This is a genomic window from Ruegeria sp. O4, from assembly GCF_056535125.1.
In genome coordinates this window covers 25,697-51,039 of sequence record NZ_JBQERO010000024.1, presented here as the reverse complement: position 1 = coordinate 51,039, position 25,343 = coordinate 25,697, and the positions used below count along the sequence as shown (strand labels likewise).

The 25,343-nt window shown below is 57.2% G+C and carries 39 protein-coding genes and 1 pseudogene; 17 read left to right on the top strand and 23 right to left on the bottom strand.

Annotated features, from left to right (window positions below):
- The 6 genes from ACR0J7_RS18785 to ACR0J7_RS18760 form a co-directional block, all read left to right on the top strand.
- Positions 1 to 191: EF-Tu C-terminal domain-related protein (locus ACR0J7_RS18785; RefSeq protein WP_480487331.1), on the top strand; the 191-nt coding region annotated here is incomplete at its 5' end.
- Positions 192 to 431: 240 nt separating this feature from the next.
- Positions 432 to 2,159 carry an amidohydrolase gene (locus ACR0J7_RS18780; protein WP_480484782.1) on the top strand — a complete coding sequence of 576 codons (1,728 nt, stop codon included), beginning with the start codon at positions 432 to 434 and terminating at the stop codon, positions 2,157 to 2,159.
- Between the two features lie 175 nt (positions 2,160 to 2,334).
- Positions 2,335 to 2,649 (top strand): 30S ribosomal protein S10, encoded by a 315-nt coding sequence (gene rpsJ, locus ACR0J7_RS18775; RefSeq protein ID WP_008756422.1) that lies wholly within the window; start codon positions 2,335 to 2,337, stop codon positions 2,647 to 2,649.
- Between the two features lie 18 nt (positions 2,650 to 2,667).
- Positions 2,668 to 3,393, top strand: coding sequence for a 50S ribosomal protein L3 (gene rplC, locus ACR0J7_RS18770; RefSeq protein WP_171638102.1), 726 nt, complete (start codon positions 2,668 to 2,670; stop codon positions 3,391 to 3,393).
- Positions 3,390 to 4,007 carry a 50S ribosomal protein L4 gene (gene rplD, locus ACR0J7_RS18765; protein WP_480474058.1) on the top strand — a complete coding sequence of 206 codons (618 nt, stop codon included), beginning with the start codon at positions 3,390 to 3,392 and terminating at the stop codon, positions 4,005 to 4,007. The genes rplC and rplD overlap by 4 nt, the downstream gene beginning before the upstream one ends.
- Positions 4,004 to 4,300, top strand: a complete 297-nt coding sequence (locus ACR0J7_RS18760; protein ID WP_170609990.1) for a 50S ribosomal protein L23 — start codon at positions 4,004 to 4,006, stop codon at positions 4,298 to 4,300. The genes rplD and ACR0J7_RS18760 overlap by 4 nt, the downstream gene beginning before the upstream one ends.
- Positions 4,301 to 4,583: 283 nt before the next feature.
- Here the strand turns inward: ACR0J7_RS18760 and ACR0J7_RS18755 are convergent, their stop codons facing one another.
- From ACR0J7_RS18755 to ACR0J7_RS18745, 3 genes are all read right to left on the bottom strand, one after another.
- Complete coding sequence (locus ACR0J7_RS18755) at positions 4,584 to 4,796, bottom strand: DUF1127 domain-containing protein (protein ID WP_209505835.1); 213 nt, start codon at positions 4,794 to 4,796, stop codon at positions 4,584 to 4,586.
- A gap of 165 nt (positions 4,797 to 4,961) precedes the next feature.
- Positions 4,962 to 5,423 carry a hypothetical protein gene (locus ACR0J7_RS18750; protein WP_480484780.1) on the bottom strand — a complete coding sequence of 154 codons (462 nt, stop codon included), beginning with the start codon at positions 5,421 to 5,423 and terminating at the stop codon, positions 4,962 to 4,964.
- 21 nt (positions 5,424 to 5,444) lie between these two features.
- On the bottom strand, positions 5,445 to 5,813 hold the full coding sequence (locus ACR0J7_RS18745) for an antibiotic biosynthesis monooxygenase family protein (RefSeq protein ID WP_480915225.1): 369 nt from the start codon (positions 5,811 to 5,813) through the stop codon (positions 5,445 to 5,447).
- Positions 5,814 to 5,890: 77 nt separating this feature from the next.
- Here ACR0J7_RS18745 and ACR0J7_RS18740 point away from each other — a divergent pair, with 77 nt between their 5' ends.
- Positions 5,891 to 6,322 (top strand): MarR family winged helix-turn-helix transcriptional regulator, encoded by a 432-nt coding sequence (locus ACR0J7_RS18740; protein ID WP_480915223.1) that lies wholly within the window; start codon positions 5,891 to 5,893, stop codon positions 6,320 to 6,322.
- 101 nt (positions 6,323 to 6,423) lie between these two features.
- Here the strand turns inward: ACR0J7_RS18740 and rpmD are convergent, their stop codons facing one another.
- From rpmD to rplB, 18 genes are all read right to left on the bottom strand, one after another.
- On the bottom strand, positions 6,424 to 6,612 hold the full coding sequence (gene rpmD / locus ACR0J7_RS18735; protein WP_267364815.1) for a 50S ribosomal protein L30: 189 nt from the start codon (positions 6,610 to 6,612) through the stop codon (positions 6,424 to 6,426).
- A 12-nt stretch (positions 6,613 to 6,624) separates the two neighbouring features.
- Complete coding sequence (gene rpsE / locus ACR0J7_RS18730; RefSeq protein WP_209505839.1) at positions 6,625 to 7,194, bottom strand: 30S ribosomal protein S5; 570 nt, start codon at positions 7,192 to 7,194, stop codon at positions 6,625 to 6,627.
- 186 nt (positions 7,195 to 7,380) lie between these two features.
- Positions 7,381 to 7,740 (bottom strand): 50S ribosomal protein L18, encoded by a 360-nt coding sequence (rplR, locus tag ACR0J7_RS18725; protein WP_010437103.1) that lies wholly within the window; start codon positions 7,738 to 7,740, stop codon positions 7,381 to 7,383.
- A gap of 11 nt (positions 7,741 to 7,751) precedes the next feature.
- Entirely contained in the window at positions 7,752 to 8,285 is a 534-nt protein-coding gene (gene rplF, locus ACR0J7_RS18720) for a 50S ribosomal protein L6 (protein ID WP_170467582.1), read from the bottom strand.
- Positions 8,286 to 8,296: 11 nt separating this feature from the next.
- Positions 8,297 to 8,689, bottom strand: a complete 393-nt coding sequence (gene rpsH, locus ACR0J7_RS18715) for a 30S ribosomal protein S8 (protein ID WP_209505841.1) — start codon at positions 8,687 to 8,689, stop codon at positions 8,297 to 8,299.
- A gap of 13 nt (positions 8,690 to 8,702) precedes the next feature.
- Positions 8,703 to 9,008, bottom strand: a complete 306-nt coding sequence (gene rpsN / locus ACR0J7_RS18710) for a 30S ribosomal protein S14 (protein ID WP_010437098.1) — start codon at positions 9,006 to 9,008, stop codon at positions 8,703 to 8,705.
- Positions 9,009 to 9,027: 19 nt separating this feature from the next.
- Complete coding sequence (rplE, locus tag ACR0J7_RS18705; RefSeq protein WP_209505843.1) at positions 9,028 to 9,588, bottom strand: 50S ribosomal protein L5; 561 nt, start codon at positions 9,586 to 9,588, stop codon at positions 9,028 to 9,030.
- Entirely contained in the window at positions 9,581 to 9,892 is a 312-nt protein-coding gene (gene rplX, locus ACR0J7_RS18700) for a 50S ribosomal protein L24 (protein WP_480474055.1), read from the bottom strand. Before rplX ends, rplE begins: the two co-directional genes overlap by 8 nt.
- A gap of 2 nt (positions 9,893 to 9,894) precedes the next feature.
- Complete coding sequence (gene rplN / locus ACR0J7_RS18695; protein ID WP_005621870.1) at positions 9,895 to 10,263, bottom strand: 50S ribosomal protein L14; 369 nt, start codon at positions 10,261 to 10,263, stop codon at positions 9,895 to 9,897.
- Positions 10,264 to 10,338: 75 nt separating this feature from the next.
- Positions 10,339 to 10,569 (bottom strand): 30S ribosomal protein S17, encoded by a 231-nt coding sequence (rpsQ, locus tag ACR0J7_RS18690; protein ID WP_209505845.1) that lies wholly within the window; start codon positions 10,567 to 10,569, stop codon positions 10,339 to 10,341.
- Positions 10,570 to 10,573: 4 nt separating this feature from the next.
- Entirely contained in the window at positions 10,574 to 10,780 is a 207-nt protein-coding gene (gene rpmC, locus ACR0J7_RS18685) for a 50S ribosomal protein L29 (RefSeq protein WP_209505847.1), read from the bottom strand.
- A 203-nt stretch (positions 10,781 to 10,983) separates the two neighbouring features.
- Positions 10,984 to 11,487, bottom strand: a complete 504-nt coding sequence (locus ACR0J7_RS18680; RefSeq protein ID WP_480538830.1) for a hypothetical protein — start codon at positions 11,485 to 11,487, stop codon at positions 10,984 to 10,986.
- 149 nt (positions 11,488 to 11,636) lie between these two features.
- Complete coding sequence (locus tag ACR0J7_RS18675) at positions 11,637 to 12,257, bottom strand: 2OG-Fe(II) oxygenase family protein (RefSeq protein WP_480915221.1); 621 nt, start codon at positions 12,255 to 12,257, stop codon at positions 11,637 to 11,639.
- A 235-nt stretch (positions 12,258 to 12,492) separates the two neighbouring features.
- Complete coding sequence (gene rplP, locus ACR0J7_RS18670; protein WP_267364819.1) at positions 12,493 to 12,906, bottom strand: 50S ribosomal protein L16; 414 nt, start codon at positions 12,904 to 12,906, stop codon at positions 12,493 to 12,495.
- 12 nt (positions 12,907 to 12,918) lie between these two features.
- The gene (gene rpsC / locus ACR0J7_RS18665; RefSeq protein ID WP_209505853.1) at positions 12,919 to 13,629 is read right to left on the bottom strand and encodes a 30S ribosomal protein S3; all 711 of its coding nucleotides are present in this window, start codon (positions 13,627 to 13,629) and stop codon (positions 12,919 to 12,921) included.
- Entirely contained in the window at positions 13,629 to 14,009 is a 381-nt protein-coding gene (gene rplV / locus ACR0J7_RS18660) for a 50S ribosomal protein L22 (RefSeq protein ID WP_039538267.1), read from the bottom strand. The genes rpsC and rplV overlap by 1 nt, the downstream gene beginning before the upstream one ends.
- Positions 14,010 to 14,012: 3 nt before the next feature.
- Positions 14,013 to 14,291 carry a 30S ribosomal protein S19 gene (gene rpsS / locus ACR0J7_RS18655; RefSeq protein WP_005980699.1) on the bottom strand — a complete coding sequence of 93 codons (279 nt, stop codon included), beginning with the start codon at positions 14,289 to 14,291 and terminating at the stop codon, positions 14,013 to 14,015.
- A gap of 3 nt (positions 14,292 to 14,294) precedes the next feature.
- Positions 14,295 to 15,137: a 50S ribosomal protein L2 gene (gene rplB, locus ACR0J7_RS18650; protein WP_170531634.1), complete on the bottom strand. Its 843-nt coding sequence runs from the start codon at positions 15,135 to 15,137 to the stop codon at positions 14,295 to 14,297.
- Positions 15,138 to 15,432: 295 nt separating this feature from the next.
- On the opposite strand from rplB, the gene ACR0J7_RS18645 reads away from it, so the two are divergent.
- Positions 15,433 to 16,554, top strand: a complete 1,122-nt coding sequence (locus ACR0J7_RS18645) for a hypothetical protein (protein WP_480496039.1) — start codon at positions 15,433 to 15,435, stop codon at positions 16,552 to 16,554.
- Positions 16,555 to 16,628: 74 nt separating this feature from the next.
- On the opposite strand, the pseudogene ACR0J7_RS18640 reads toward ACR0J7_RS18645, so the two are convergent.
- Positions 16,629 to 16,727: pseudogene (locus ACR0J7_RS18640) on the bottom strand (50S ribosomal protein L23); the annotation flags it as partial.
- On the bottom strand, positions 16,726 to 17,760 hold the full coding sequence (locus ACR0J7_RS18635) for a fatty acid desaturase (RefSeq protein WP_480508542.1): 1,035 nt from the start codon (positions 17,758 to 17,760) through the stop codon (positions 16,726 to 16,728). The gene ACR0J7_RS18635 and the pseudogene ACR0J7_RS18640, both read right to left, overlap by 2 nt.
- A gap of 319 nt (positions 17,761 to 18,079) precedes the next feature.
- Between ACR0J7_RS18635 and rplO the strand changes: the two genes are divergently transcribed.
- From rplO to ACR0J7_RS18590, 9 genes are all read left to right on the top strand, one after another.
- Positions 18,080 to 18,553 carry a 50S ribosomal protein L15 gene (gene rplO / locus ACR0J7_RS18630; protein WP_480496037.1) on the top strand — a complete coding sequence of 158 codons (474 nt, stop codon included), beginning with the start codon at positions 18,080 to 18,082 and terminating at the stop codon, positions 18,551 to 18,553.
- Positions 18,554 to 18,663: 110 nt separating this feature from the next.
- Positions 18,664 to 20,028 (top strand): preprotein translocase subunit SecY, encoded by a 1,365-nt coding sequence (gene secY, locus ACR0J7_RS18625; protein ID WP_480508517.1) that lies wholly within the window; start codon positions 18,664 to 18,666, stop codon positions 20,026 to 20,028.
- On the top strand, positions 20,025 to 20,669 hold the full coding sequence (locus ACR0J7_RS18620) for an adenylate kinase (protein ID WP_209505861.1): 645 nt from the start codon (positions 20,025 to 20,027) through the stop codon (positions 20,667 to 20,669). Before secY ends, ACR0J7_RS18620 begins: the two co-directional genes overlap by 4 nt.
- Positions 20,670 to 20,870: 201 nt before the next feature.
- Positions 20,871 to 21,239, top strand: a complete 369-nt coding sequence (rpsM, locus tag ACR0J7_RS18615; protein ID WP_209505862.1) for a 30S ribosomal protein S13 — start codon at positions 20,871 to 20,873, stop codon at positions 21,237 to 21,239.
- 15 nt (positions 21,240 to 21,254) lie between these two features.
- Complete coding sequence (gene rpsK / locus ACR0J7_RS18610) at positions 21,255 to 21,644, top strand: 30S ribosomal protein S11 (protein WP_170462414.1); 390 nt, start codon at positions 21,255 to 21,257, stop codon at positions 21,642 to 21,644.
- A 114-nt stretch (positions 21,645 to 21,758) separates the two neighbouring features.
- Positions 21,759 to 22,775: a DNA-directed RNA polymerase subunit alpha gene (locus ACR0J7_RS18605; protein WP_480484769.1), complete on the top strand. Its 1,017-nt coding sequence runs from the start codon at positions 21,759 to 21,761 to the stop codon at positions 22,773 to 22,775.
- 175 nt (positions 22,776 to 22,950) lie between these two features.
- A complete protein-coding gene (rplQ, locus tag ACR0J7_RS18600; protein WP_267363765.1) occupies positions 22,951 to 23,373 on the top strand; it encodes a 50S ribosomal protein L17 in 423 nt (140 codons plus the stop codon).
- Positions 23,374 to 23,483: 110 nt separating this feature from the next.
- Positions 23,484 to 23,891: a hypothetical protein gene (locus tag ACR0J7_RS18595; protein ID WP_480915219.1), complete on the top strand. Its 408-nt coding sequence runs from the start codon at positions 23,484 to 23,486 to the stop codon at positions 23,889 to 23,891.
- A gap of 65 nt (positions 23,892 to 23,956) precedes the next feature.
- On the top strand, positions 23,957 to 25,342 hold the full coding sequence (locus tag ACR0J7_RS18590) for a trypsin-like peptidase domain-containing protein (protein ID WP_480484767.1): 1,386 nt from the start codon (positions 23,957 to 23,959) through the stop codon (positions 25,340 to 25,342).
- The last annotated feature ends 1 nt before the right edge of the window (position 25,343 follow it).

Below are 25,343 nucleotides of genomic sequence, written 5' to 3'. Positions count from 1 at the left end.
ACTTCCGGACCACTGACGTGACCGGCACCGTGACCCTGGCGGAAGGCACCGAGATGGTCATGCCCGGCGACAACGTGTCGTTCGGCGTTGAACTGATCGCACCGATCGCGATGGAGCAGGGCCTGCGCTTCGCCATCCGCGAAGGCGGCCGCACCGTCGGCGCCGGCGTCGTGTCGAAGATTACTGAATAATTCGCACAAGCGAATGAACCAACGAAAAGGGCTTCCCTCGGGACGCCCTTTTTTCGTTTTTGCCTAAGCTGATTGTAATGCTACTTCTCTCATATTGAGGCATCACAATTAGAAAGAGGTCACAGCATGCACTTATTGGCGCGTTCAGTTGGTCTAGTTGCTGCACTTGTTTATTTATCCACATCAGCGTCCGCACAGCAGATCGCGGACAGGATTTATCTCGGAGGGCCTGTGTTAACGATGAACGATAAGGCTCCGTCCGCTGAAGCGGTCGCAGTCAAAGACGGACGCGTTCTTGCTGTGGGGTCGTTGTCTGATTTGTCGATGCATCGCGGTGAAGAAACCGAAACGTTTGACCTGGAAGGCCGCGCGATGCTTCCGGGTTTTGTAGATAGCCACGGTCATGTGGTCATGGGGGGGTTGCAGGCATTGTCCGCCAACCTTCTTGCGCCGCCTGATGGGAAAGTCGTTGATATCGCCAGTCTGCAAGCCACGTTGACTGACTGGGCCGACGAAAATGCGCAAGCCGTTGAACAGGTCAAAATGATCATCGGCTTTGGTTACGACAATGCTCAATTAAAGGAACTGCGCCACCCTACGCGACAAGAACTGGACATTGTGTCTGAGGACTTGCCGGTCGTTATCGTTCATCAGTCCGGGCATTTGGGAGTAGCAAACTCGAAAGCTCTAGAGTTGGCAGGCATCACAGCCGCTTCAAAAGCCCCTCCGGGCGGAGTGATTCAACGCGATGACGCCGGTGAGCCAAACGGTGTTCTGGAAGAGTATGCGTTCTTTTCGGTCCTTGTGCCCATGTTGGGAAATCTGGGTGAAGAAGGCCTGGCGGCATTTGCCAAAGCTGGAACCGAACTTTGGGCACAGTTTGGATACACGACCGGACAAGAAGGCCGAACCTCAGGAGAAATTGTTGACGTTCTCAAGAAAGTTGCCGCCGAAGATGGGCTCCCAATTGACGTGGTAGCCTTCCCGGATGTTCTTGAGGCTAGGGAATATATAGGTGCAAACACCTCCAAGAACTACGACGACCGGGTTCGGGTCGGGGGCTGCAAGCTAACGATTGACGGCTCGCCTCAGGGTTTCACGGCTTTGAGGGATCGGCCCTATTATGATCCAGTCGGAAGCTACTCCGCCGGTTATTCAGGGTATGCTGCTATTACGATGGAGCAGCTACAGGACGCCGTTAATTGGTGTTACGAAAATGGGTTCCAAATCCTTGTGCACTCTAACGGGGAAGGGGCTTCTGACATGCTGATAGCAGCTCTCGAAGAGGCACAGATGAAGTATGGCGACCCGGGGAATCGTCCGGTTCTGATCCACGGTCAGTTTCTAAGAGAGGATCAGGTTGCGAGTTTTAAACGCCTCGGCGTATTCCCATCGCTTTTCCCGATGCACACGTTTTACTGGGGGGATTGGCATCGTGATCACACCGTTGGGCCGGTCAATGCAGACAATATCTCACCCACAGGATGGCTGCTCGAGCGGGACATGATGTTTGGCACACACCACGATGCCCCGGTGGCCTTTCCAGATAGCATGCGTGTTCTTGCTGCGACGGTTACTAGACGCACACGCTCTGGAGATATTTTGGGGCCGCATCAAAGGGTCGATGTTATGACTGCCTTGAAAGCCATGACAATCTGGCCCGCTTGGCAGCATTTCGAGGAAGATGAAAAGGGGTCCATTGAGGTTGGCAAAGTTGCGGATTTCGTGATCCTGTCAGACGACCCCACATCCGTTGACCCAGAAACACTGGCGGAATTAGAAGTGCTTGTAACCGTGAAGGGCGACGAGATTGTTTATGAAGCCGAAGTGGGTGTCCGAGAGGGCAAATTGGATTACTCGCCGTTCTCAAATGATCCTGTGATTGCCCATCTGTATCTGCATGCGGTTTACCAAGGGATGAAGGTAGAAGACGCATGGCTAACCAATGGCGTGTCTGGCGGCGAATAAAACGGTGTTCTTTGTGACGTTTGCCCCTTGTCAAACCCCGCCAACCCCACTAATACGCGCAGGTTCTCAACAAGAACATCAAGGCGGGATGATTCCCGCCTTTTGGGTTCGATGAGGGTTGGCGATGCGCGTCTGTCCTCCTCTCAACCTCAACGCCTGATAAAAGGCTGTTACTATGCAAAGCCAAAATATCCGTATTCGGCTGAAGGCATTTGACTATCGCGTTCTGGATGCCAGCACGCAAGAGATCGTCAACACTGCCAAGCGGACCGGCGCGAATGTGCGCGGCCCGATCCCGCTGCCGAACAAGATCGAGAAGTTCACGGTTCTCCGTGGCCCTCACGTTGACAAGAAATCCCGCGACCAGTTCGAGATCCGCACGCACAAGCGTCTGCTCGACATCGTTGATCCGACCCCCCAGACCGTGGATGCGCTGATGAAGCTCGACCTGGCTGCTGGTGTGGACGTCGAGATCAAGCTGCAGTCGTAAGATCGGAGGGTATAGATTATGCGCTCTGGTATTATCGCAAAAAAAGTTGGCATGACCCGCCTGTTCATGGAAGACGGCAAGCAGATCCCTGTGACCGTTCTTCACCTGGACAACCTGCAGGTTGTTGCGCAGCGGACCGCTGAAAAAGACGGCTACACCGCCGTTCAGCTGGGCGCTGGTGCTGCCAAGGCAAAACGCACCTCGAAGGCCATGCGCGGCCACTACGCCGCTGCCAAGGTCGAGCCCAAGCGCAAGCTGGCCGAGTTCCGCGTCTCCGAAGATGGCCTGATCGAAGTGGGAGCCGAAATCTCGGCCGAGCACTTCCTGGCTGGTCAGAAGGTTGACGTGTCGGGCACCTCGATCGGTAAAGGCTTTGCCGGTGCGATGAAGCGCCACAACTTCGGTGGTCTGCGCGCCTCGCACGGTGTGTCGATCAGCCACCGTTCGCACGGCTCGACCGGTCAGTGTCAGGATCCGGGCAAGGTGTTCAAAGGCAAGAAGATGGCCGGTCACATGGGTGCTGCCCGTGTTACCACCCAGAACCTCGAGGTTGTCAAAACCGACGCCGACCGTGGTCTGGTCTTCATCAAAGGCGCCGTTCCCGGACCGAAATCGGGCTGGGTCACCGTCAAGGACGCCGTGAAGAAGAAAGCACCGGAAGGCCTGCCTTTCCCGGCTGCTGTGAAATCGGCTGCAACCGAAGCACCTGCGGAAGAAGTATCCGCGGAAGGTGGTGAAGCATGAAACTTGATGTAATCAAACTGGACGGCGGCAAGGCCGGCGACATCGAGCTGGATGCAGACCTGTTCGGCCTCGAGCCGCGCGCGGACATCCTGCACCGTGTGGTCCGTTGGCAGCGCAACAACGCGCAGGCCGGCACCCACAAGGTCAAGACCCGCTCGGAAACCAGCTACTCGACCAAGAAGATCTATCGCCAGAAGGGCACCGGTGGCGCACGCCATGGTGACCGTAACGCACCGATCTTCCGCAAGGGTGGTGTTTACAAGGGCCCGACCCCTCGTTCGCACGGCCACGACCTGCCGAAAAAGTTCCGCAAGCTTGGCCTGCGCCACGCTCTGTCGGCCAAAGCCAAAGCAGGTGAACTGGTTGTGATCGAGAACGCCGAAGCCGAAGGCAAGACCGCCGCACTGGCCAAACAGGTTGCAAACCTGGGCTGGAAACGCGCTCTGGTCATCGACGGCGCGACCGTGAACGAAGGGTTCCTGAAGGCGTCGCGCAACATCGAAGGTCTGGATATCCTGCCGTCGATGGGTGCAAACGTTTATGACATCCTCAAGCGTGACACCCTGGTGCTCACCAAAGCGGCTGTCGAAGCACTGGAGGCTCGTCTGAAATGAGCGCGAAGGCAGAACACTACGACGTGATCCGCAAGCCGATCATCACCGAAAAGTCGACCATGGCGTCCGAAAATGGCGCGGTTGTCTTTGAAGTGGCGATCGAAAGCAACAAGCCGCAGATCAAAGAGGCCGTTGAGGCGCTGTTTGGTGTGAAGGTCAAGGCGGTGAACACCACCGTGACCAAAGGCAAGGTCAAGCGGTTCCGCGGCCAGCTGGGCCGTCGGAAAGACGTCAAGAAAGCATATGTGACCCTGGAAGAGGGTAACACAATCGACGTAAGCACCGGTCTCTGATCCAACGCTTACAGCGACACTTTTCGGCCCCGGTGGATCACTCCTCCGGGGCCGATTTCGTTTCAGACGTCAAAGCTCTGGGTTTGCGCGTCGGGGCAGGGCGGTCACACGTCCTCCAGCGGCCGCTCAGGACGATTCTGGCGTCACCGGCATATTGGTAGCCCATCAACAGCTATCGCACCCTCTGGCGGCCGCTGAGCGGCCTGCTCGCGGGGCAGGGCCTGCACTGAACATAGAAAAGGCGCCCTAAGGCGCCTTTGGGTCGTTTCAATTGTATGAGTGGTTACGAGCAATATACGTGCCGGTGCGCGATATCTGCGATGTCGCAGCGGCGGATGCCGATATCGTCCAGCTCACGGTTGCTCAGACGCTGCAACTCGGTATAGGTGCGCTGATACTCAGCAGCACGTGCGCGGGCTGTTTTGATCCGTGTGATCATGTCAGCGATCCGGGTGCCGAAGTTGAAGCCGGTATGGGTCAGTGTCGCAGTTGTCATCTCTTTATTCCTTTCTCGTATCAGGGCGTATTCCCTGACGTTTCCTTTTGAGTTCCTTCATTGGACAAGGCAGAGATAGGAGCGTTTGCTATCGCTAACAACGCAGATTTTGGTCTAGCCGATATGCATCTATTGAATGGCTATACATGTCGTGGGCCACGTCAATCACACGCCGCTTTCATTTCTTTTGCGCGTTTTATTGCGGGCGGCCATCGCCCGACCATCACGTATGCTCAGCCCCATCAGTGTCAGATTGGTCGCCCCGGCAATCAGTTCGATGATCTGTACAATATAGAAGCTGGTATCAAACGAGCCCGCGTTTGCCTTTGCGCTCAGGTAGACGGCGGCTGGAACAAGGACGATGAGCCCGTTCATAGCAATGATTGGCATCCGTTTCTTTTTGGCGAGCGCAGGGGCATCTTTTCGACGACGCCCAAGTGTCGCCCCGGATGCACCGACAATCACCATTGCAGGCACCAGAACAAAGAGCCCGCTGACGATCATGGACTTTACTGCCGCGACGGTCTCATGGTTTGCAAATAACTCACTGTACAAAGTGGATGTCCAGAATACGAGTATCGTAAGAAAGCCTACTACTCCGGCGATGGGGTGGATGGTTCTTAACATGTTGCTACTCCCAAATGAGGGTCAGGCGACGCAGTGGTTTTCGACTGCGAGCTTGCGAAGAAGATGTGGCCGGGCCACTGCGCTTGCTGGATAGTCCGCGATCCGACGCTGGAACTCGGGATGAGTGAATGCGTCGCGAAAGCTTTGCACGTTCTGCCAGATCGCGTAGTTCACAAAGGTCGAACTGCCCGCGATACCCTGATGGAGCTGGGTTGAGATATATCCCGGTTGCGATTTCATGAAATCCGCATCATGCGCCCATGCCCGAAGCAGCGTCTTTTCGTCTTCGGCGTCCACCGTAAACAGGTTGATCAGCACCACCGGTCCTTCCTCGGTCTGCATCTGATCTGCCAGCGTGACGATCGTGTCCAACTCTTTGATACGAGCCATTTCGGTTCCCTTCGATTCTGAAATATAGCAAGCTATATAAAATTGCATAGCATGCTATTCAAGTGTAAATCCAGGACATGGACTTCGAAAAAGAAAACTCGGCCGGGTATCTGGTTAATCACATGGCACGATTGTTTGCAAAGGAGTTGCAGCAACGCATTGCGCCCTTTGGCATCGTCGTCGGACAATTCCCAATCTTGCTGGAACTCTGGCTCAAAGACGGTGTGACGCAAAAGGATCTGCTGACCAAAATTGACGTCGAACAGGCGACATTGGCTAACACGCTTAACCGTATGGAACGTGATGGCTTGATCAAAAGAACGAAGAACCATGCTGACGCCAGGGCTCAATTGATTTGGTTGACCGAGAAGGCCGCAGCACTTCGCAACAGCGCCTACGAGGCAGCTCAGAACGTGAATGCCGATGCATTACAGGTCTTGAATGACCCTGAGCGCGCACAATTCATGAACTATATGCGTCGAGTCATAGGCGGCATGCGCTCAAGGTGAATTGACGGAGGATCAGTTCACGGCACCGGCAGGCAAGCCCTTAAACAAAAAACGCCCCCGACCGAGGTCGGAGGCGTTTCTAAGTCTTCGAAGCTGCGGGCTTAGCCGCGCTCTTCGATGATCTCTACCAGATGCGGGATCTTGCGGATCATGCCGCGCACCGAAGGAGTATCCTCCAGCTCACGGGTTCTGTGCATCTTGTTCAGGCCCAGGCCGATCAGGGTTGCGCGCTGTTCGGCGGGGCGGCGGATCGGCGAACCGACCTGTTTGACGACGATGGTTTTTGCCATGACGTGCTCTCCTTATGCTTCTGCTTCAGCAGCAGCCGGTGCGTCGTCCCGCTTGGGCAGGATGTCAGCAACCTTTTTGCCACGACGTGCGGCAACCGAACGCGGGCTCTGCTCTTTCTGCAGGCCGTCGATGGTGGCGCGGATCATGTTGTAGGGGTTCTGCGAGCCCAGCGACTTGGAGACAACGTCCTTGACGCCCAGCATTTCGAACACGGCACGCATCGGACCACCGGCGATGATACCGGTACCTTCAGGCGCGGCGCGCATAACCACTTTACCAGCGCCGTGACGGCCCTCGATGTCGTGGTGCAGGGTCCGACCTTCGCGCAGCTGTACGCGGATCATCTGACGCTTGGCTTGCTCAGTCGCCTTGCGGATGGCTTCAGGTACTTCTTTCGCTTTACCCTTGCCAAAGCCGACGCGGCCTTTCTGATCGCCGACAACCACCAGAGCGGCGAAGCCAAAGCGCTTACCACCTTTTACGGTTTTCGACACGCGGTTGATTGCGACCAGGCGATCTGCAAATTCCGGCGTTTCTTCACGGTCGCGGCCACGGCCCCGACGGTTTTCACGTTCTGCCATTTGGCATCCCTTTTCCTCTAGAGGCGCTTGCGGCGCCAATTGCTCAATCGAAGTGAACCCCTGAATGACATTCTGGGGCTCCCCGATCATCGAGGCGGGCGGACCCGCCTTCAAAGTGCCGGTGCCGGGCTGAAGCCCGGCCTACGGCGTCGGATCCGGTAGGGCGGGCTTCAGCCCGGCACACCATCAGATCTTCAGGCCACCTTCACGCGCAGCGTCGGCGACAGCCTTCACTTTGCCGTGGAACAGGAAGCCGCCACGATCGAAATAGGCCTCTTCGACGCCCGCCTTCTTGGCACGCTCGGCGATGGCCGCGCCCACTTTGGTGGCCGCTTCGACGTTGTTCTTGCCAACAACACCCAGGTCTTTTTCCAGGGTCGAGGCCGAGGCCAGGGTCACGCCACGTACGTCGTCGATCAGCTGAACAGAGATGTTCTTGTTCGAACGGTGTACGGACAGGCGCGGACGACCCGCGTTGACCTTGCGAAGTTTGTTCCGAACGCGCAGGCGGCGCTTCAGAAACAGGGTTCTTTTGCTGTTTGCCATTGTCTGCGTCCTTACTTCTTCTTGCCTTCCTTGCGGAAGATGAACTCGCCCTTATAGCGGATGCCCTTGCCTTTGTACGGCTCGGGGCGGCGCCACTCGCGGATTTTGGCCGCGGTTTCGCCCACCAGCTGCTGGTCGATACCTTCCACAACGATCTCGGTCTGCTTCGGTGCGGTGATGGTGACACCTTCCGGAGCTGTGAAATCAACATCGTGGCTATAGCCCAGGTTCAGCTTCAGGGTGTTGCCCTGCATCTGCGCCCGGTAACCAACACCCTGGATCTCCAGCTCTTTTTTGAAGCCTGTGGTCACACCGGTTACCAGGTTGGCAACCATGGTGCGGCTCATGCCCCACTGCTGGCGGGCACGCTTGGACATGCCACGAGGGTCGATCTTGACCACGTTGTCTTCAACCGACAGCGTTACGTCGTCGGTGGCGGTGAAGCTGCGGGTGCCTTTCGGACCTTTGACTTCGATGGTCTGACCCGACACAGAGGCGGTAACGCCGCTGGGCAGCTCGACCGGTTTTTTACCAATACGAGACATTGCAGACCTCCTTAGAAGACGGTGCAGAGCACTTCGCCGCCAACATTGTTGGAGCGAGCGTTTGCGTCCGACATCACACCTTTCGGAGTGCTGACAATCGACACGCCCAGACCCTGACGGACCTGCGGGATGTCATTGACGCCCATGTATACGCGGCGACCGGGTTTCGAAACCCGCTTCAGTTCGCGAATGACAGGGGTGCCTTCGTAGTATTTCAGGCTGATTTCGATGGCCGGATGACCGTTTTCACCGGTCGTCTTTTCATAGCCACGGATGTAACCTTCGTCCGCCAGCACGTCCAGAACCCAAACACGCAGCTTCGACGCCGGAGTGGATACGGTGGACTTGCCGCGCATTTGCGCGTTGCGGATACGGGTGAGCATATCGCCGATAGGATCATTCATATCTATGTCTCCCTTACCAGCTCGATTTCACCATGCCGGGGATCTGACCAGCAGAACCCAGCTCGCGCAGCGCGATACGGCTGACCTTCAGCTTACGATAGTAAGCGTGGGGACGACCGGTCAGCTGACAACGGTTGTGCAGACGGGTAGCCGAGCTGTTGCGCGGCAGTTTCGCCAGTTTCAGACGCGCCTTGAAGCGCTCTTCCATCGGCTTGCTCTCGTCATTCGCGATTTCTTTCAGCTCGGCACGCTTTGCGGCATATTTGGCCACCAGGCGTTCGCGCTTCTTCTCGCGTTCGATCATTGCTTTCTTAGCCATGTCTCAATCCTCCCGGCGCTTACGCGTTGAACGGCATGTTGAATGCTTTCAACAGTGCCTTTGCTTCAGCGTCGGTTTTCGCTGTGGTGGCAATTACGATATCCAGGCCCCAGACCTCGTCGACCTTGTCGAAGTCGATTTCCGGGAACACGATGTGCTCTTTCATGCCCATGGCAAAGTTGCCACGACCGTCGAAAGAAGGCTTAACACCGCGGAAGTCACGAATACGCGGCATCGCGATCGTGATCAGACGATCCAGGAATTCGTACATCCGGTCACCGCGCAGGGTCACTTTCGCACCCAGCGGCATGTCTTCCCGGACGCGGAAACCCGCGATCGACTTCTTCGCCTTGGTTGCAACGGCCTGTTGACCGGCAATCGCAGTCAGGTCCTCGACAGCGGCTTTCGCTTTCTTCGAGTCTTTGACGGCCTCAGCACCACAACCGATGTTCAGAACGATTTTTTCCAGCTTGGGCAGCTGCATGTCGTTCTTGTAGCCGAACTCTTCTTTCAGAGCGGCACGGATGGTCTCGGCGTACTGCGCTTTCAGGCGCGGGGTGTAGGTTGCGTTATCAAGCATCGATCACGTCCCCTGTGGTCTTGGCAAACCGCACCTTCTTGTCACCTTCCATACGAAAGCCAACGCGGGTTGCTTTGCCGTTCTTATCCAGCAGTGCCAGGTTCGACAGCTCGATCGGGTTTGCCTGAGGCAGGCGACCACCTTGCGAGGTTTGCGACTGGCGGGTGTGGCGGATGGCGATGTTGATACCATCGACAACAGCTTTACCGGCTTTGGGGTCAACCGAGGTGATAGTTCCCTCTTTGCCCTTGTCCTTGCCGGACAGCACGACGACCTTGTCGCCTTTGCGGAGTTTAGCAGCCATGATTACAGCACCTCCGGAGCCAGCGAGATGATTTTCATGAAGTTCTTCGCGCGCAGTTCACGAACAACGGGGCCAAAGATACGGGTACCTACGGGCTCGTTGTTGTTGTTCAGGATGACGGCGGCGTTGCGATCGAAACGGATCGCGGTGCCGTCTTCGCGACGGACTTCCTTGGCGGTGCGTACGACGACGGCCTTACGGACGTCACCTTTCTTTACGCGGCCGCGCGGGATGGCTTCCTTCACCGAGACGACAATGATGTCGCCAACGGAGGCGTATTTACGCTTGGAACCACCCAGGACCTTGATGCACTGAACTCGGCGTGCGCCAGAGTTGTCAGCGACATCCAGATTGGTCTGCATCTGGATCATGTGGTTTCTCCCGACCTGTGGGGGCTGGTCTGATTAAATCCCCCAGGGTTTCGACAAATGAAAAATCCCGGAAGCTTACGCTTCCAGAACTTCCCAACGTTTCGTCTTCGATTTCGGCGCGCATTCGATGATGCGTACAGAGTCGCCGACCTTGAAGGCGTTCTTTTCGTCATGAGCCCGGTATTTCTTGGACTTACGAACGGTTTTGTGCAGCAGCGGGTGCTTGAAACGGCGCTCGACCAGCACGGTGATGGTCTGTTCGTTGGCGTCGCTGGTCACGGTGCCTTGCAGGATACGCTTGGGCATCTGATTACTCCTCGGATGCCGCAGCAGCGGCCTTTTCGTTCAGGATGGTTTTGACGCGGGCAGCGTTGCGGCGGGCCGCTTTGATGCCAGCAGTGTTTTCCAGCTGACCGGTTGCCTGTTGAAAGCGCAGGTTAAAGCTTTCTTTCTTCAGGTTGACCAGTTCCTCGCGGAGCTGATCAGGGGTCTTGTCACGCAGTTCTTGGGCGTTCATCGCCTTTTTCCTTTGCTCAAAACACCAGAAGGCCCCGTACACGGGTCACCTTTGACCTGGTGGATGAATGATAGACATACGAATCGCCCGACAACGCCGGGAGACCGCAAGATGCCGCTCTATAGGGGGTTAGGGGTGGGGTGGCAAGGGAAAGTTTGCCATGCGGGAACAGGGAAATTCCCAAAATCAAAAACTCGCGTGTGTCACCGTGTCAGACCCTGGCTATTTGCCACTCTGGTCAATACGGACAGCATCTCGGAAACCTCTTCCGGTGAAAGACGGCCATGACCGTCCAGGAACGCTCCGATGTCACGCCCGGTATATCGCCCCGTCAGCTTCCCTTCCTCAAGGATCAGATTGTTTCGCACGAGCTCCACGGCGGTCACATGGCAAATACGGCATTTCTCGATGAAGATCCCGCCCGAGTCCCGGATAATTCGGAAATGAGCAAGCAGAACCTCGGCCTTGTCCGGAGTCACCCCGCCATGACCGGAGCGCAGGTAAATTTCGACCGCCCGTCCGGACCGGGCTCCGACCAGCACGCCATCTGACACATTAAGCTCATCCCAAACGAAATCACCGGAATGGGGGGCGTGGCATCCGGAACAGCTGTTTTCGTAGATGCGGTGCGGGTCGACCTCCTGTCCCACTACGCCAGTCGCGCTTGAGACCAGTAGCCCTATGATCAATGTGACAAATCTCAGCACGGTGTGTCCGATCAAACCAGATACGCGGCACTCCGGTCCGACTCATCAGGCAGACCGACGCATTGGAGCGGAGTCTACAACGAGCAGGCTTAAGTGTGCTTGATCCCGATCAATCAAACAGGTGCAGAAGTCAGCCCTGCCAGAAACGGTCAGTCCCACTTATAGTTGAAACTCACCGAAATCCGCTCTTCCTCGGCCATGTTCATCGGCACCTCGTGGCGTAGCCAGCTTTCCCATAGCAGGACATCGCCCACCTGCGGCTTCATATAGATGAACGGCTGCAAATCGCGCCGCCCGCCTTTGAGGCGCGTCGGCGCGGCCATCATGCGGCCTGAGCGAGGGTCTTCAAGCTTCAGAGCACTCGCCCCTTCTGGCATCGATACATAGGTCGTGCCCGAGATCACGCTGTGCGGGTGCAAGTGGCTGGAATGCATGCCGCCCTCGGGCAGGATGTTGATCCAGAGGTCTTCCAGCTTCAGCTCACCCTCGCCCAGATCAAACTCCAGATCCTTGGCAAAAGCCGCCACATGGCTGTCCAGCGCCTTGACCAGATCGGCGAATATCGGAAACCGCCAGGGCAGGTCGGTCAGCGAAGCATAGCTGGTGTAACCGGGATAGCCGTTTTCTTCGCACCAGTCCTGACCGGCCTCGTCATCCTCGGCGATGACAAGGCACGAGCTTTCCAACTCCTCCGCATCGATCGGGGGACCAAACTCGGACAAAGAGGCACGATAGAGGCGGGTGACGAAGAGTGATTCAATCTGTGGCATGGCGCTGTCTTAAACCAGCCGCGCGGTGAAGGCGATGGCTGTTTTGCGAGGCTCTGCCTCGCGCTCCGGGATATTTGCAGCCAGATGAAGAACGGATTCCCTGCTTCATCTGGCCCAAAATTCCCGGGGGAGGCGCGCGGCACGCGCGACGGGGGCAGAGCCCCCTATAGAAAAACCCCCGCCGGTGTTCCGACGGGGGTCAATCTTGTCACGAGCGGGGGTGCCCCCGGATCGCTTACCAGTCTTCGCGAACCACGACGCGGGTCTTGATCGGCAGCTTCATCGCAGCCAGGCGCAGGGCCTCGCGGGCGATGTCGTCATTGACGCCGTCGATCTCGAACATCACGCGACCGGGCTTGACCTTGCAAACCCAGCGGTCGACCGAACCCTTACCTTTACCCATACGAACTTCGATCGGCTTTGCAGTGACCGGAGTGTCGGGGAAGATGCGGATCCAGACACGACCCTGACGCTTCATGTGACGCGTCATGGCACGACGTGCAGCTTCGATCTGGCGTGCGGTTACACGCTCAGGCTCGATCGCTTTCAGGCCGTAGGTGCCAAAGTTCAGATCAGAGCCGCCCTTGGCTTCGCCCTTGATCCGGCCTTTGTGCAACTTGCGGAATTTTGTACGCTTTGGTTGAAGCATATCTTTCCCTCCTTAGCGACGACCGCCACCAGCACCACGAGGTGCAGGGCCGTCCTGGAGTTCCTGTGCTTTACGGTCACGTGCCTGCGGATCGTGCTCCATGATCTCCCCTTTGAAGATCCAGACCTTGATCCCGATGATCCCGTAGGGGGTCATCGCTTCGGCATGTGCGTAATCGATGTCGGCGCGCAGCGTGTGCAGCGGCACACGGCCTTCGCGGTACCATTCGGTCCGTGCGATTTCGGCACCACCCAGACGGCCAGCGACGTTCACCCGGATACCCAGGGCGCCCATGCGCATGGCGTTCTGTACGGCACGCTTCATCGCGCGGCGGAACGAAACACGGCGTTCCAGCTGCTGAGCGATTGACTCGGCAACCAGCTGACCGTCAAGCTCGGGCTTGCGCACTTCGACGATGTTCAGGTGCAGTTCGCTGTCGGTCATCGCGGCCAGCTTCTTGCGCAGAACTTCGATGTCCGCACCTTTCTTGCCGATGATGACACCCGGACGTGCGGTGTGGATCGTAACGCGGCACTTCTTGTGCGGACGTTCGATGATCACACGGGCAACACCGGCCTGCTTGCACTCTTTCTGGATGAACTCACGGATCTTGAGGTCTTCCAGAAGAAGATCACCGTAGTCCTTGGTATCTGCGTACCAGCGGCTGTCCCAGGTGCGGTTGACCTGAAGGCGCATGCCGATCGGATTGACTTTATGTCCCATTAGGCTTGCTCCTCAACTTGACGCACCTTGATGGTGATCTCCGAGAACGGCTTCATGATCTTGCCGAAACGGCCACGGGCACGCGGGCGACCGCGCTTCATGACCAGGTTCTTGCCAACCCAGGCTTCGGCGACGATCAGCTCGTCAACGTCCAGGTTGTGGTTGTTTTCGGCATTCGCGATTGCGGACTGCAGGCACTTCTTGACGTCCTGCGCGACGCGCTTGTTCGAGAAAGTCAGGTCGGTCAGGGCCTTCTCGACTTTCTTGCCGCGGATCATTTGCGCAACCAGGTTCAGTTTCTGCGGGCTGGTGCGAAGCATGCGCGTTTTCGCCATTGCTTCGTTTTCAGCCACGCGGCGGGGGTTCTTTTCCTTGCCCATGACTTACTTCCGCTTCGCTTTTTTGTCTGCGGCGTGGCCATAATAGGTCCGTGTCGGCGAATATTCACCGAACTTCTGACCGATCATGTCTTCCGAGACGTTTACCGGGATATGCTTCTGGCCGTTGTACACACCAAAGGTCAGACCCACGAACTGGGGCAGGATGGTGGAACGACGCGACCAGATCTTGATGACTTCGTTGCGGCCCGACTCGCGCGCTGCTTCGGCTTTTTTCAGCACGTAAGCATCGACGAAAGGACCCTTCCAAACAGAGCGAGACATGGATTAACGTCCCTTCTTCTTGGCGTGCCGCGAGCGGATGATCAGCTTCTGGGACGCTTTGTTCTTGTTGCGGGTACGCTTACCCTTGGTGTCCTTACCCCACGGCGTAACCGGTGTACGGCCACCCGAGGTACGACCCTCACCACCACCATGCGGGTGATCGATCGGGTTCATAGCAACACCACGAACCGACGGACGAACGCCCTTGTGGCGCATACGACCGGCTTTACCAAGGTTCTGGTTGCTGTTGTCGGGGTTGGACACGGCACCGATGGTGGCCATGCATTCCTGACGGACCATGCGCAGCTCGCCCGAGCTCAGACGGATCTGAGCGTAACCGCCATCGCGGCCCACGAATTGCGCGTAAGTACCGGCCGCACGTGCGATCTGACCGCCTTTGCCAGGCTTCATCTCGATGTTGTGGACGATGGTACCGATTGGCATGCCCGAGAACGGCATTGCGTTGCCCGGCTTGATATCGGCCTTTGCCGACGCGATGACCTTGTCACCAACAGCCAGACGCTGCGGAGCCAGGATATACGCCTGCTCGCCGTCTTCGTATTTAACCAGTGCGATGAACGCGGTCCGGTTCGGGTCATATTCGATCCGCTCGACGGTTGCCGCGACATCAAATTTGTTCCGTTTGAAGTCAACGATCCGGTAGAGACGCTTTGCGCCACCGCCGCGGCGGCGTGAAGTGATCCGTCCGGTGTTGTTCCGGCCGCCCGATTTGGTCAAACCCTCTGTGAGAGACTTGACCGGACGTCCTTTCCAAAGCTCCGAACGGTCGATCAGCACCAGCCCGCGCTGGCCCGGCGTCGTCGGCTTGTACGACTTGAGTGCCATGCTTTCTGTCTTCCGTTTAGCAAGTGCAGGGGAGGTCCCCCGCTATGTGATAGGCCCCCGTAGGTGCCAAAGGTATAGGGCCCCGAAGGTCCCCGGTTGCAAAATATCTAAGGCCCCGGAACGAATCCGAGGCCGCAAGATTGGGTGCGTTTAGCAGTGTTGGGAGTTGGTGTCTATAGGGTGCGGCAGATTATCTTAGCGTTGCTGACAACACACTGAGGGAGTTGCTCACACTTTTCAACTCTACTACCTCAAAAGGTGAAAGAATCCAGTCTAGAAAGCGGGTAACGCGTTGATGTTAAAAACACTAATCAGCCAATTTGGGAGAAAGGAGCTCGAAGTATATGAATGGGACAGAAATGACATTTTGATGAAGAGGCTGCCGGATCGACCCCAGTGGGCTCACTTCGCAAATGCCAGACCAGCACTTGAGTTTTCAGGCTGGCAGCTTGCGCAGGCAGTTGTTAAAACAGATTTCCTGATAACAAAAAGTAGATATTTGCAAAGCCTTGGGTTTCTCCTCCAATGCCACCACGTTCTTAACCCAAACATGGGTGGAAATTTGAGGCTTGTAGACGGTGGATCCGGCCTGCTTAGCGATGTTTCTCAAACCAGCATGAGCGCTCGCCTAGGGCAAGGTATCTCTGTTCTTTTCGCTCAGAACTTAGGATACGATTTTGTCAGTCATCTAGCTACCGACCCGGACGTTATAGTGCACAAGAAGACCAATAAAATTGGCACAGTAGCAGATTTTCTTTTCGAAAACTCCTCTCGGGAGCGTATGATACTTGAAGCGAAGGCCTCTTTTGCGCTGCAAGAAAACAATCCTTCCGGGGTGAAGCAAGTGCTTAAACCCGCCCTTGAGAAACAAGTTGCACCGTGGCTTAGCGCAATTTCCCCACCTGCCAGTAAAGGATACGCCACCCTTACGTGTTTTCGCGAGGCATCGAGCAATACGCAGAGCGCCCTGGTTTTTGTAGACCCACCAGGGGATGAAACCGTAACAGGAATGAAGTTGCCACCTAGTTGGGTTCTTCGTAGAAATTATAGTTCTTGGCTTGCCGCAATGGGAATGATTGAAACAGCCCAACAGCTTATTGGAGCAGATATCACAGAAAGTCGGTCCCATGACATTGACCTAGCTACAATCAGGGATCGAGCGTTTGTTGTTACCCGGTTTCACCCTGAAATTTCTGAGATGGAAGATATCTACGTCGGAATCGATTTGAGTATATATTCTCTCATTCGCGATACGATAAATGGCTCGGAAGACGCACTATTGGGCTACGAGCAGGTGGAGTGGGAACCTGATGACTTCGGGCAACGGCCAAATGGCAGCCTCATGTCAGATGGAACATTTTTTGGGTCAATTGATGAAATCCAAGAAATTAAATCTCCTAAGAAACATTACACGTAGTTTCGCAATGTTCACGAAAACAAAAAACCCCCGCTTTCGCGGGGGCCTTTATCTCTCTCCAAAGACGGGTTCGATCAGAGACCGCTGGACACGTCGATGGAGCTGCCCTTTTCCAGGGTCACATAGGATTTCTTGACGTCTTTCCGACAGCTCAACCGGCCAAGGAACTCCTCACCCGTAAAGCGCGCGGGCCTCGGCGAATGACAGCAGTCGGCGGCTTTGCTCATCCCAAAGGTGCAGGCGCGCGTTGGCGAGGCTCTCGCGGATGGTCATCCGGTTGCTGTTTGCCAGCTCATCATGGTCGCGCAGCACTTCGGTCAGGCGATAGAATGGAATGCGGCTGTACAGGTGATGCACGTGGTGGATGCCGATATTGGCGGTGAACCACTGCAACACGGACGGCAATATATAATGAGAGCTTCCGTGCAGCGCCGCTTCGTGCAACTGCCAGTCTTCATCGGCGTCCCAATGCGTGTCCTCGAACTGGTGTTGCACATAGAACAGCCATACCCCGGCGGTGGCGGCAATCAGGGTCGAGGGCAGGAAGATCAGCACCATCGGCATCAGCCCGCCAAAATAGTAAATGGCCACAAGCGCAACCAGAATGGCAAGATTGGTGGCCATCGCGCTGACCCAGAACCGGACGCTGTCGGTCAGACCCAGCGGAAGGCGGTTTTGAAACAGGAACAGATATCCGGGGCCAAAAACGAACAGGGTGATCGGGTTTCGATACACACGATACCAGAACCGGTTCATCGGGGTTTTCGCCTGATATTCGGCCACGGTCAGGGTGTGGATATCGCCCATCCCGCGTTTGCCCAGATTGCCGGAACTGTTGTGATGTGTGGAATGCGTGCGGCGCCAGACATCATAAGGTGTCAGCGTCAGAACTCCGATCGAGCGTCCAACCCAGTCACTGACCGTCCGGTTCTTGAAGAACGCGCCGTGCCCGCAATCGTGCTGGATGGCAAACAGGCGCAACAGAAAGGCCGCGTTGAGAACGGAAATCGCAAAAGCAAGCCAATAGCTGACCGACAGCGACATCCAGGACAAAGCCCAGAGCGCGAAGAAGGGGATGATACTGACGCCCAGCTCAAACGCGCTGCGCAGCTGGTCGGGTTCGCGATATTTGGCAAGCGTTGTTACCCAGTCACGTGCAGCGGTAGCCCCAGGCTGTTTCCGGGTCGAGAGAGTGGTTTCAGTCATGCGCCTGCCAAGTTCTTGTTTGTGGCAATCCGGATAGACTACCGCCCGGTCATGGCAAGCGATATTTGCCAAAATCGCCATATTTCGTGCTCAATTTTCGGTCAGACTCCGGTGAAGGTGTCCTTTTGGGTTCACCCGCGGGGCCGGTCCCGGGGCTTTTGCCGGTCATGACAAGCGGCTGGCGATCTACAGTCTTGCCAAGCCCTGCCATCGGGCCTATACGCCTGCGGTGGCTTTTTGGCCGCGAGAATCAAAACCAAGAAATGCCGTGTTTGGCCCATCACGCTTCGGGGGTCATATCCGGCTTAGGAGAAGCGAAATGAAACTGAACGAATTGCGCGACAATCCTGGCGCCGCCCCAAAACGCACCCGCGTTGGCCGTGGTCCGGGTTCCGGCAAAGGTAAAATGGGTGGCCGTGGTATCAAAGGCCAGAAATCCCGCTCGGGTGTGGCCATTAACGGCTATGAAGGCGGTCAGATGCCCTTGTACCAGCGTCTGCCCAAGCGTGGCTTCAACAAGCCCAACCGCAAGGAATTCGCCGTCATCAATCTGGGCCTGATCCAGAAATTCGTCGAAGCCGGCAAGCTGGACGCCAAGGCTGCGATCACCGAAGACGCTCTGGTTGCGTCCGGTCTGGTCCGCCGCAAGCTGGACGGTATCCGCGTTCTGGCCAAAGGCGAGATCAGCGCCAAGGTTGATCTGGAAGTGACCGGTGCGTCGAAAGCTGCTGTCGAGGCAGTTGAAAAAGCGGGCGGTTCACTGAAAGTCACAAAAGCCGCTGCGGCAGAGTAAGCGCTTGTGAGCGGGCAAAGACCCGCTTACATAGACTTCAGAGTTTTCCAAGACGCCGTCCGAGCCGGAAAACGGTTCCGGGCGGCGTTTGCATAAGAGAGACCGACTTTATGGTATCAGCAGCAGAACAAATGGCAGCCAACACAAGCTGGGCTGCCCTTGGCAAGGCCACCGATCTGCGCAACCGCATCCTGTTCACGCTGGGTTTGCTGATCGTCTATCGTCTGGGCACCTTCATTCCGGTGCCGGGGATCGACGGAGCAGCATTGCGCGAGTTCATGGAACAGGCGGGGCAGGGCATCGGCGGCATGGTTTCGATGTTTACAGGCGGGGCGCTTGGCCGAATGGGCATCTTTGCCCTTGGCATCATGCCCTATATCTCGGCCTCGATCATCGTGCAGCTGCTGACATCGATGGTTCCCGCGCTCGAACAGCTCAAGAAAGAGGGCGAGCAGGGCCGCAAGAAGATCAACCAATACACCCGTTTCGGCACCGTGGCGCTGGCCACCGTTCAGGCCTATGGTCTGGCTGTGTCGCTGGAATCGGGCGATCTGGCGACCGATCCGGGGCTGTATTTCCGCATGTCGACCATGATCACGCTGGTCGGCGGCACCATGTTCCTGATGTGGCTGGGTGAGCAGATCACCGCGCGCGGCATCGGCAACGGTATCTCTCTGATCATTTTCGTCGGCATCATCGCCGAGGTCCCCGCCGCCCTGGCGCAGTTCTTCGCGTCGGGCCGTTCGGGCGCAATCAGCCCCGCCGTGATCGTTGGTGTGATCGTAATGGTGATCGCCGTGATCATGTTCGTGGTCTTCATGGAACGGGCGCTGCGAAAGATCCATATTCAGTACCCGCGCCGTCAGGCCGGGATGAAAATCTATGAAGGCGGCTCCAGCCACCTGCCGGTCAAGGTCAACCCCGCGGGCGTGATCCCGGCGATCTTTGCCAGCTCGCTGCTGCTGCTGCCGGTGACGATCTCGACCTTCTCGTCGGGCGCTGCAAACGGGCCGGTCATGTCGTGGCTGCTGGCCAATTTCGGCCCCGGACAGCCGCTGTATCTGCTGTTCTTCGCGTCGATGATCGTATTCTTCGCCTATTTCTACACGTTCAACGTGTCGTTCAAGCCGGATGATGTGGCGGACAACCTCAAAAAGCAGAACGGGTTCGTGCCCGGTATCCGCCCCGGCAAGAAAACCGCGGAGTATCTGGAATACGTGGTCAACCGCGTGCTGGTGCTGGGGTCGGCCTATCTGGCCGCCGTCTGTCTGCTGCCTGAAATCCTGCGGGGCCAGTTTGCCATCCCGTTCTATTTCGGCGGCACCTCGGTTCTGATTATCGTCTCCGTGACCATGGACACGATCCAACAGGTTCAGAGCCATCTTCTGGCGCATCAATACGAAGGGCTTATCGAAAAGTCTCAACTGCGCGGCAAAAGCAAGAAACGCGGCAGGAAGGGACCCTCTCGTCGATGAATATCATTCTGTTGGGCCCCCCGGGGGCAGGGAAAGGAACGCAGGCGCGTCATCTGGTTGAAACACGCGGCATGGTGCAGCTCAGCACGGGCGACATGCTGCGCGAAGCCAAAACCTCGGGCACGGAGATGGGCCGGAAGGTTGCGGCGATCATGGATGCGGGCAAGCTGGTCACCGATGAAATCGTGATCGGCCTGATCGAAGAGAAACTGACCACCGAAACAGGCGCCGGTTTCATCTTTGACGGCTTTCCCCGAACGCTGGCGCAGGCCGATGCGCTGGCCGCTCTGCTGACCAAGCTGGGCCAGTCGCTGCACACCGTGATCGAGATGCGCGTTGATGACGACGCGCTGGTGGGCCGGATCACCGCACGCTCAACCTGCGGCGGATGTGGTGAAGTCTATAACGACAACACCAAGCCGATCCCGGCGGATGGCAAATGCACCAATTGCGGCAAGGAAAATGACTTCCAGCGCCGCGCCGATGACAACGAAGACAGCCTGCGCACGCGCCTGATGGAATACTACAAGAAGACGTCTCCGCTGATTGGCTATTACTACGCCAAGGGCGATCTGCGCCCCGTGAACGGGCTGGCGGATATCAAGGAAGTGACGGCCTCGATCGAGGCGATACTGGGTTGACCGAAAGTTGGGGCTTGACGGCCCCACCAAAAGCCCATATCGACCCCCATCCCTAAAGGGAATCAAGACCGCATGCGGGATTCGTCCCAATTGCCCCGACCACCTCGAATAATACTGGACCCTCTGGCGTCACTGCCACGGTAAAGTGTTGTGAAAAAAGGTTCCGGAGTTACGGAACCGCAACAAAAAGGAAAGTGACACGTGGCACGTATTGCCGGCGTAAACATCCCGACTGCAAAGCGGGTTCCAATCGCCCTCACATATATCACCGGTATCGGCAACACCTCGGCCAACGCAATCTGCGAAGCCGTGGGCATTGAAGCGCACCGCCGCGTCAATGAACTGTCGGATGCCGAAGTTCTGGCCATCCGTGAACATATCGACGCCAACTACACCGTCGAAGGTGACCTGCGTCGCGAAGTTCAGATGAACGTCAAGCGTCTGATGGACCTGGGCTGCTATCGCGGTCTGCGTCACCGCCGCAACCTGCCGGTTCGCGGTCAGCGTACCCACACCAACGCTCGTACTCGCAAAGGCCCCGCAAAGGCCATTGCCGGTAAGAAGAAATAAGGGAGGGTCTGACCGATGGCACGCGATAAGACTCGCATCAAGCGCAAAGAGCGCAAGAACATCGCATCGGGCGTTGCCCATGTGAACTCGACCTTCAACAACACCAAGATCCTGATCTCGGACGTACAGGGCAACGCCATCTCGTGGTCGTCTGCCGGTACCATGGGCTTCAAGGGATCGCGGAAATCTACTCCGTATGCCGCGCAGATGGCTGCGGAAGACGCAGGCAAGAAAGCGCAGGAACATGGCGTCAAGACGCTGGAAGTCGAAGTTCAGGGCCCCGGTTCGGGTCGTGAATCGGCTCTGCGCGCACTGGCTGCCGTGGGCTTCAACATCACGTCGATCCGCGACGTGACCCCGATTGCTCACAACGGCTGCCGTCCGCCGAAGCGTCGTCGCGTCTAAGCGATCTGGAATTAAGCTGGGGCTGTGTTTTTACACGGCCCCAGCACGTCATTTTGAACCTCGGGCGTCTGCACCTTGTTGGTCATGGGGCGCGGGCAGGAATGGAGGGATTACATGATCCACAAGAATTGGGCAGAATTGATCAAGCCGACCCAGCTGGAAGCCAAGCCGGGCAACGACCCTGCGCGTCAGGCGACACTGGTTGCCGAACCGCTGGAACGTGGTTTTGGTCTGACCCTGGGCAACGCCCTGCGTCGCGTTTTGATGAGCTCGCTGCAAGGCGCGGCCATCACCAGCGTCCAGATCGACAACGTCCTGCACGAGTTCTCGAGCGTGGCGGGTGTGCGTGAAGACGTCACCGACATCATCCTGAACCTCAAGCAGGTTTCCTTGCGCATGGAAGTCGAAGGCCCCAAGCGCCTGTCGATCAATGCCAAAGGTCCGGCAATCGTAACGGCTGGTGACATCAGCGAAAGCGCAGGTATCGAGGTTCTGAACCGCGATCACGTCATCTGTCACCTGGACGACGGCGCCGACCTGTTCATGGAACTGACCGTCAACACTGGCAAGGGTTACGTTTCGGCTGAAAAGAACAAGCCGGAAGATGCGCCCATCGGCCTGATCCCGATCGACGCGATCTATTCGCCGGTCAAGAAAGTCGCCTATGACGTGCAGCCGACCCGTGAAGGTCAGGTTCTGGACTATGACAAGCTGACCCTGAAGATCGACACCGACGGTTCGATCACCCCCGATGACGCACTGGCTTATGCCGCGCGTATCCTGCAGGATCAGCTGTCGATCTTCGTCAACTTCGACGAGCCGGAATCGGCAAACCGTCAGGACGAGGACGATGGTCTGGAGTTCAACCCGCTGCTGCTCAAGAAAGTGGACGAGCTGGAACTGTCGGTCCGTTCGGCAAACTGCCTGAAGAACGACAACATCGTCTATATCGGCGACCTGATCCAGAAGACCGAAGCCGAGATGCTGCGCACCCCGAACTTCGGCCGCAAGTCGCTGAACGAGATCAAGGAAGTGCTGTCCGGCATGGGTCTGCACCTCGGCATGGATGTCGAGGACTGGCCGCCCGACAACATCGAAGATCTGGCAAAGAAATTCGAAGACGCGTTCTAAGCATCTTCGGCTGCGGCGGCGGGGCCAACCTGCCGTCGCAGGTTTTGTACAATTCGGACCAATGGGGTCTGAAAGCCGGTACAAAACGTACAATCCGGGCAATCCCGCCCCAAGGTGAGCCTCTGACACGCATCGGAGGCCGGACAAAGCAAAACGCGAAAGAAGGAATTGAAAAATGCGTCACGCACGTGGTTACCGCCGCCTGAACCGTACTCATGAGCACCGCAAGGCTCTGTTTGCAAACATGGCTGGCTCGCTCATCGAACATGAGCAGATCAAGACAACTCTGCCCAAGGCAAAAGAACTGCGCCCGATCATCGAAAAGCTGATCACCCTGGGCAAGCGCGGCGACCTGCACGCCCGCCGTCAGGCCGCAGCACAGCTGAAAGAAGACAAAGACGTCGCCAAGCTGTTCGAAGTTCTGGGCCCCCGCTATGCCGAGCGTCAGGGCGGTTACGTCCGCATCCTGAAAGCCGGCTTCCGCTATGGTGACATGGCTCCGATGGCGATCATCGAATTCGTCGATCGCGATGTTGATGCCAAAGGCGCCGCGGACAAAGCCCGTACTGCTGCCGAAGAAGCCGCAGCCGAAGAATAAGCACTAAGGTCATCGACCTAATGCGCCTGCCCGAGCAATCGGGCAGGCTTTTTTTGTGCCTCAGCCAGCCGATTGTCATCATGTGGTTTGTCCATTAAGTTCAAACCGTTATGACAAATAAACCTGCAACTGGATACTCGGGCAAACCGCTCTGGTCGAAACTGGGTTTCAAACCCGGAAATGCGGTCCGCACGCTCAACGCTCCGGCCCATTATCCCAACCTGACAGCCGGTGCTGACGGTGTTCTGTTCGACCCTGCAGCCGATCCTGCGGATGCGGTTCACATGTTCCTGAACCATCCGGACCAGATCGCCGAATTGGCCGCTGAGCAGATCGCCCACATACGGCCCGGAGGAATGCTGTGGGTCTCCTGGGCCAAGAAATCTTCGCCCCTGCACGCAGGTGTGACCGAGGATATGCTGCGCAGTGAAATCCTGCCGCTGGGCTGGGTCGACGTGAAGGTTTGCGCGGTTGACGCCGATTGGTCCGGGCTCAAGTTCCTGCGCCGCCAAAGCTGAGCGCGCGGCTTGCATTTATCGCCTTTGCCCCGCATATCCCAAGGATAATCAAATCCGGAGCCCCCATGATCCGCGCATCCTTCATCTCTCTTATGCTTGTCATGGCCCTGCCAGCATTTGCCGAAACCCGCGTCCCGCAATCGCAGTCCGAAATCTCTCTGGGCTTTGCTCCGGTGGTCAAAAAGGCCTCGCCTGCGGTGGTGAATATCTACGCCAAGATCGTGCGGCAGGGGCGGGCCAGCCCGTTTTACTCGGACCCGTTCTTTCGGGATTTCTTTGGCGGAAGCCTGGGAACGCCGCAGCCGCGGGTTCAGAACTCGCTGGGTTCCGGGGTCATCCTGTCTGAAGATGGCTACGTTGTGTCCAACTACCATGTTGTAGGCTCGGCGACCGAGATCAGAGTCGTGACAACCGACCGGCGCGAATTTTCTGCCACGGTCGTACTGGGACACGAAGAAAGCGACATTGCGATCCTGCGTCTGGAAGAGGCGCAAGACCTGCCCTACCTGACCCTGCGCGATTCCGATCAGGTCGAGGTTGGCGAACTGGCCCTTGCCATCGGCAACCCGTTCGGGGTGGGGCAGACGGTGTCCTCTGGTATCATCTCGGGCTTGGCGCGCACAGGTACGGCGACAGGCAATGCGCGCGGGTATTTCATTCAGACGGATGCAGCGATCAACCCGGGCAACTCCGGCGGTGCGCTGATTGATGTGAACGGGGACCTGATCGGGATCAACACCTCTATTCTGACACGCTCGGGCGGGTCGAATGGCATCGGTTTTGCCATCCCCGCAAATCTTGTGGCCGAGTTTCTGAAACAGGCCCAGCAGGGCAATGACAGTTTTATCAGCCCCTGGGCAGGCATGACCGGTCAACATATGAGCGCGGATATTGCTGAATCCCTTGGTCTTGCCATCCCGCTGGGTGTTGTGATCTCGGACCTGCATGACCTTAGCCCGCTGCGTGAGGCGGGGCTTAAGGTGGGGGACGTCGTGACCCATGTGGACGGGGACGAAGTGAACTCGCCTGCCGAGATGAAGTTTCGCATGTCCGTAGCGGGGGTGGGGGGAACATCGGTTCTGACACGGCTGCGCGGCACCCAGAGCGAAGAGGTTGAGGTGGCACTGATCAAAGCGCCGGAAACCCCCGCCGCTGAAAAGACGACATTGGATGAAGACACTGTCCTGCCGGGGCTGGTGGTGTCCCGCGTCAATCCTGCGGTGATCTCCGATATGGGCTTGCCACTGTCCCAGACAGGTGTCGTTGTTGTTGATCCCGGCCCCTATGGTGGCCGCGCGGGTTTGCGATCGGGGGATATTCTTGAAAGCATCAATTCCAATGACATCGAACGTCCTGGGGATGTGGAGAATGCGCTGACAGATCCGGGTCGTCGTGTGCAGATGGGTCTTCTGCGCGGTGGCCGGTCAGTCTCATTGCGGTTCCGGCTGTAAC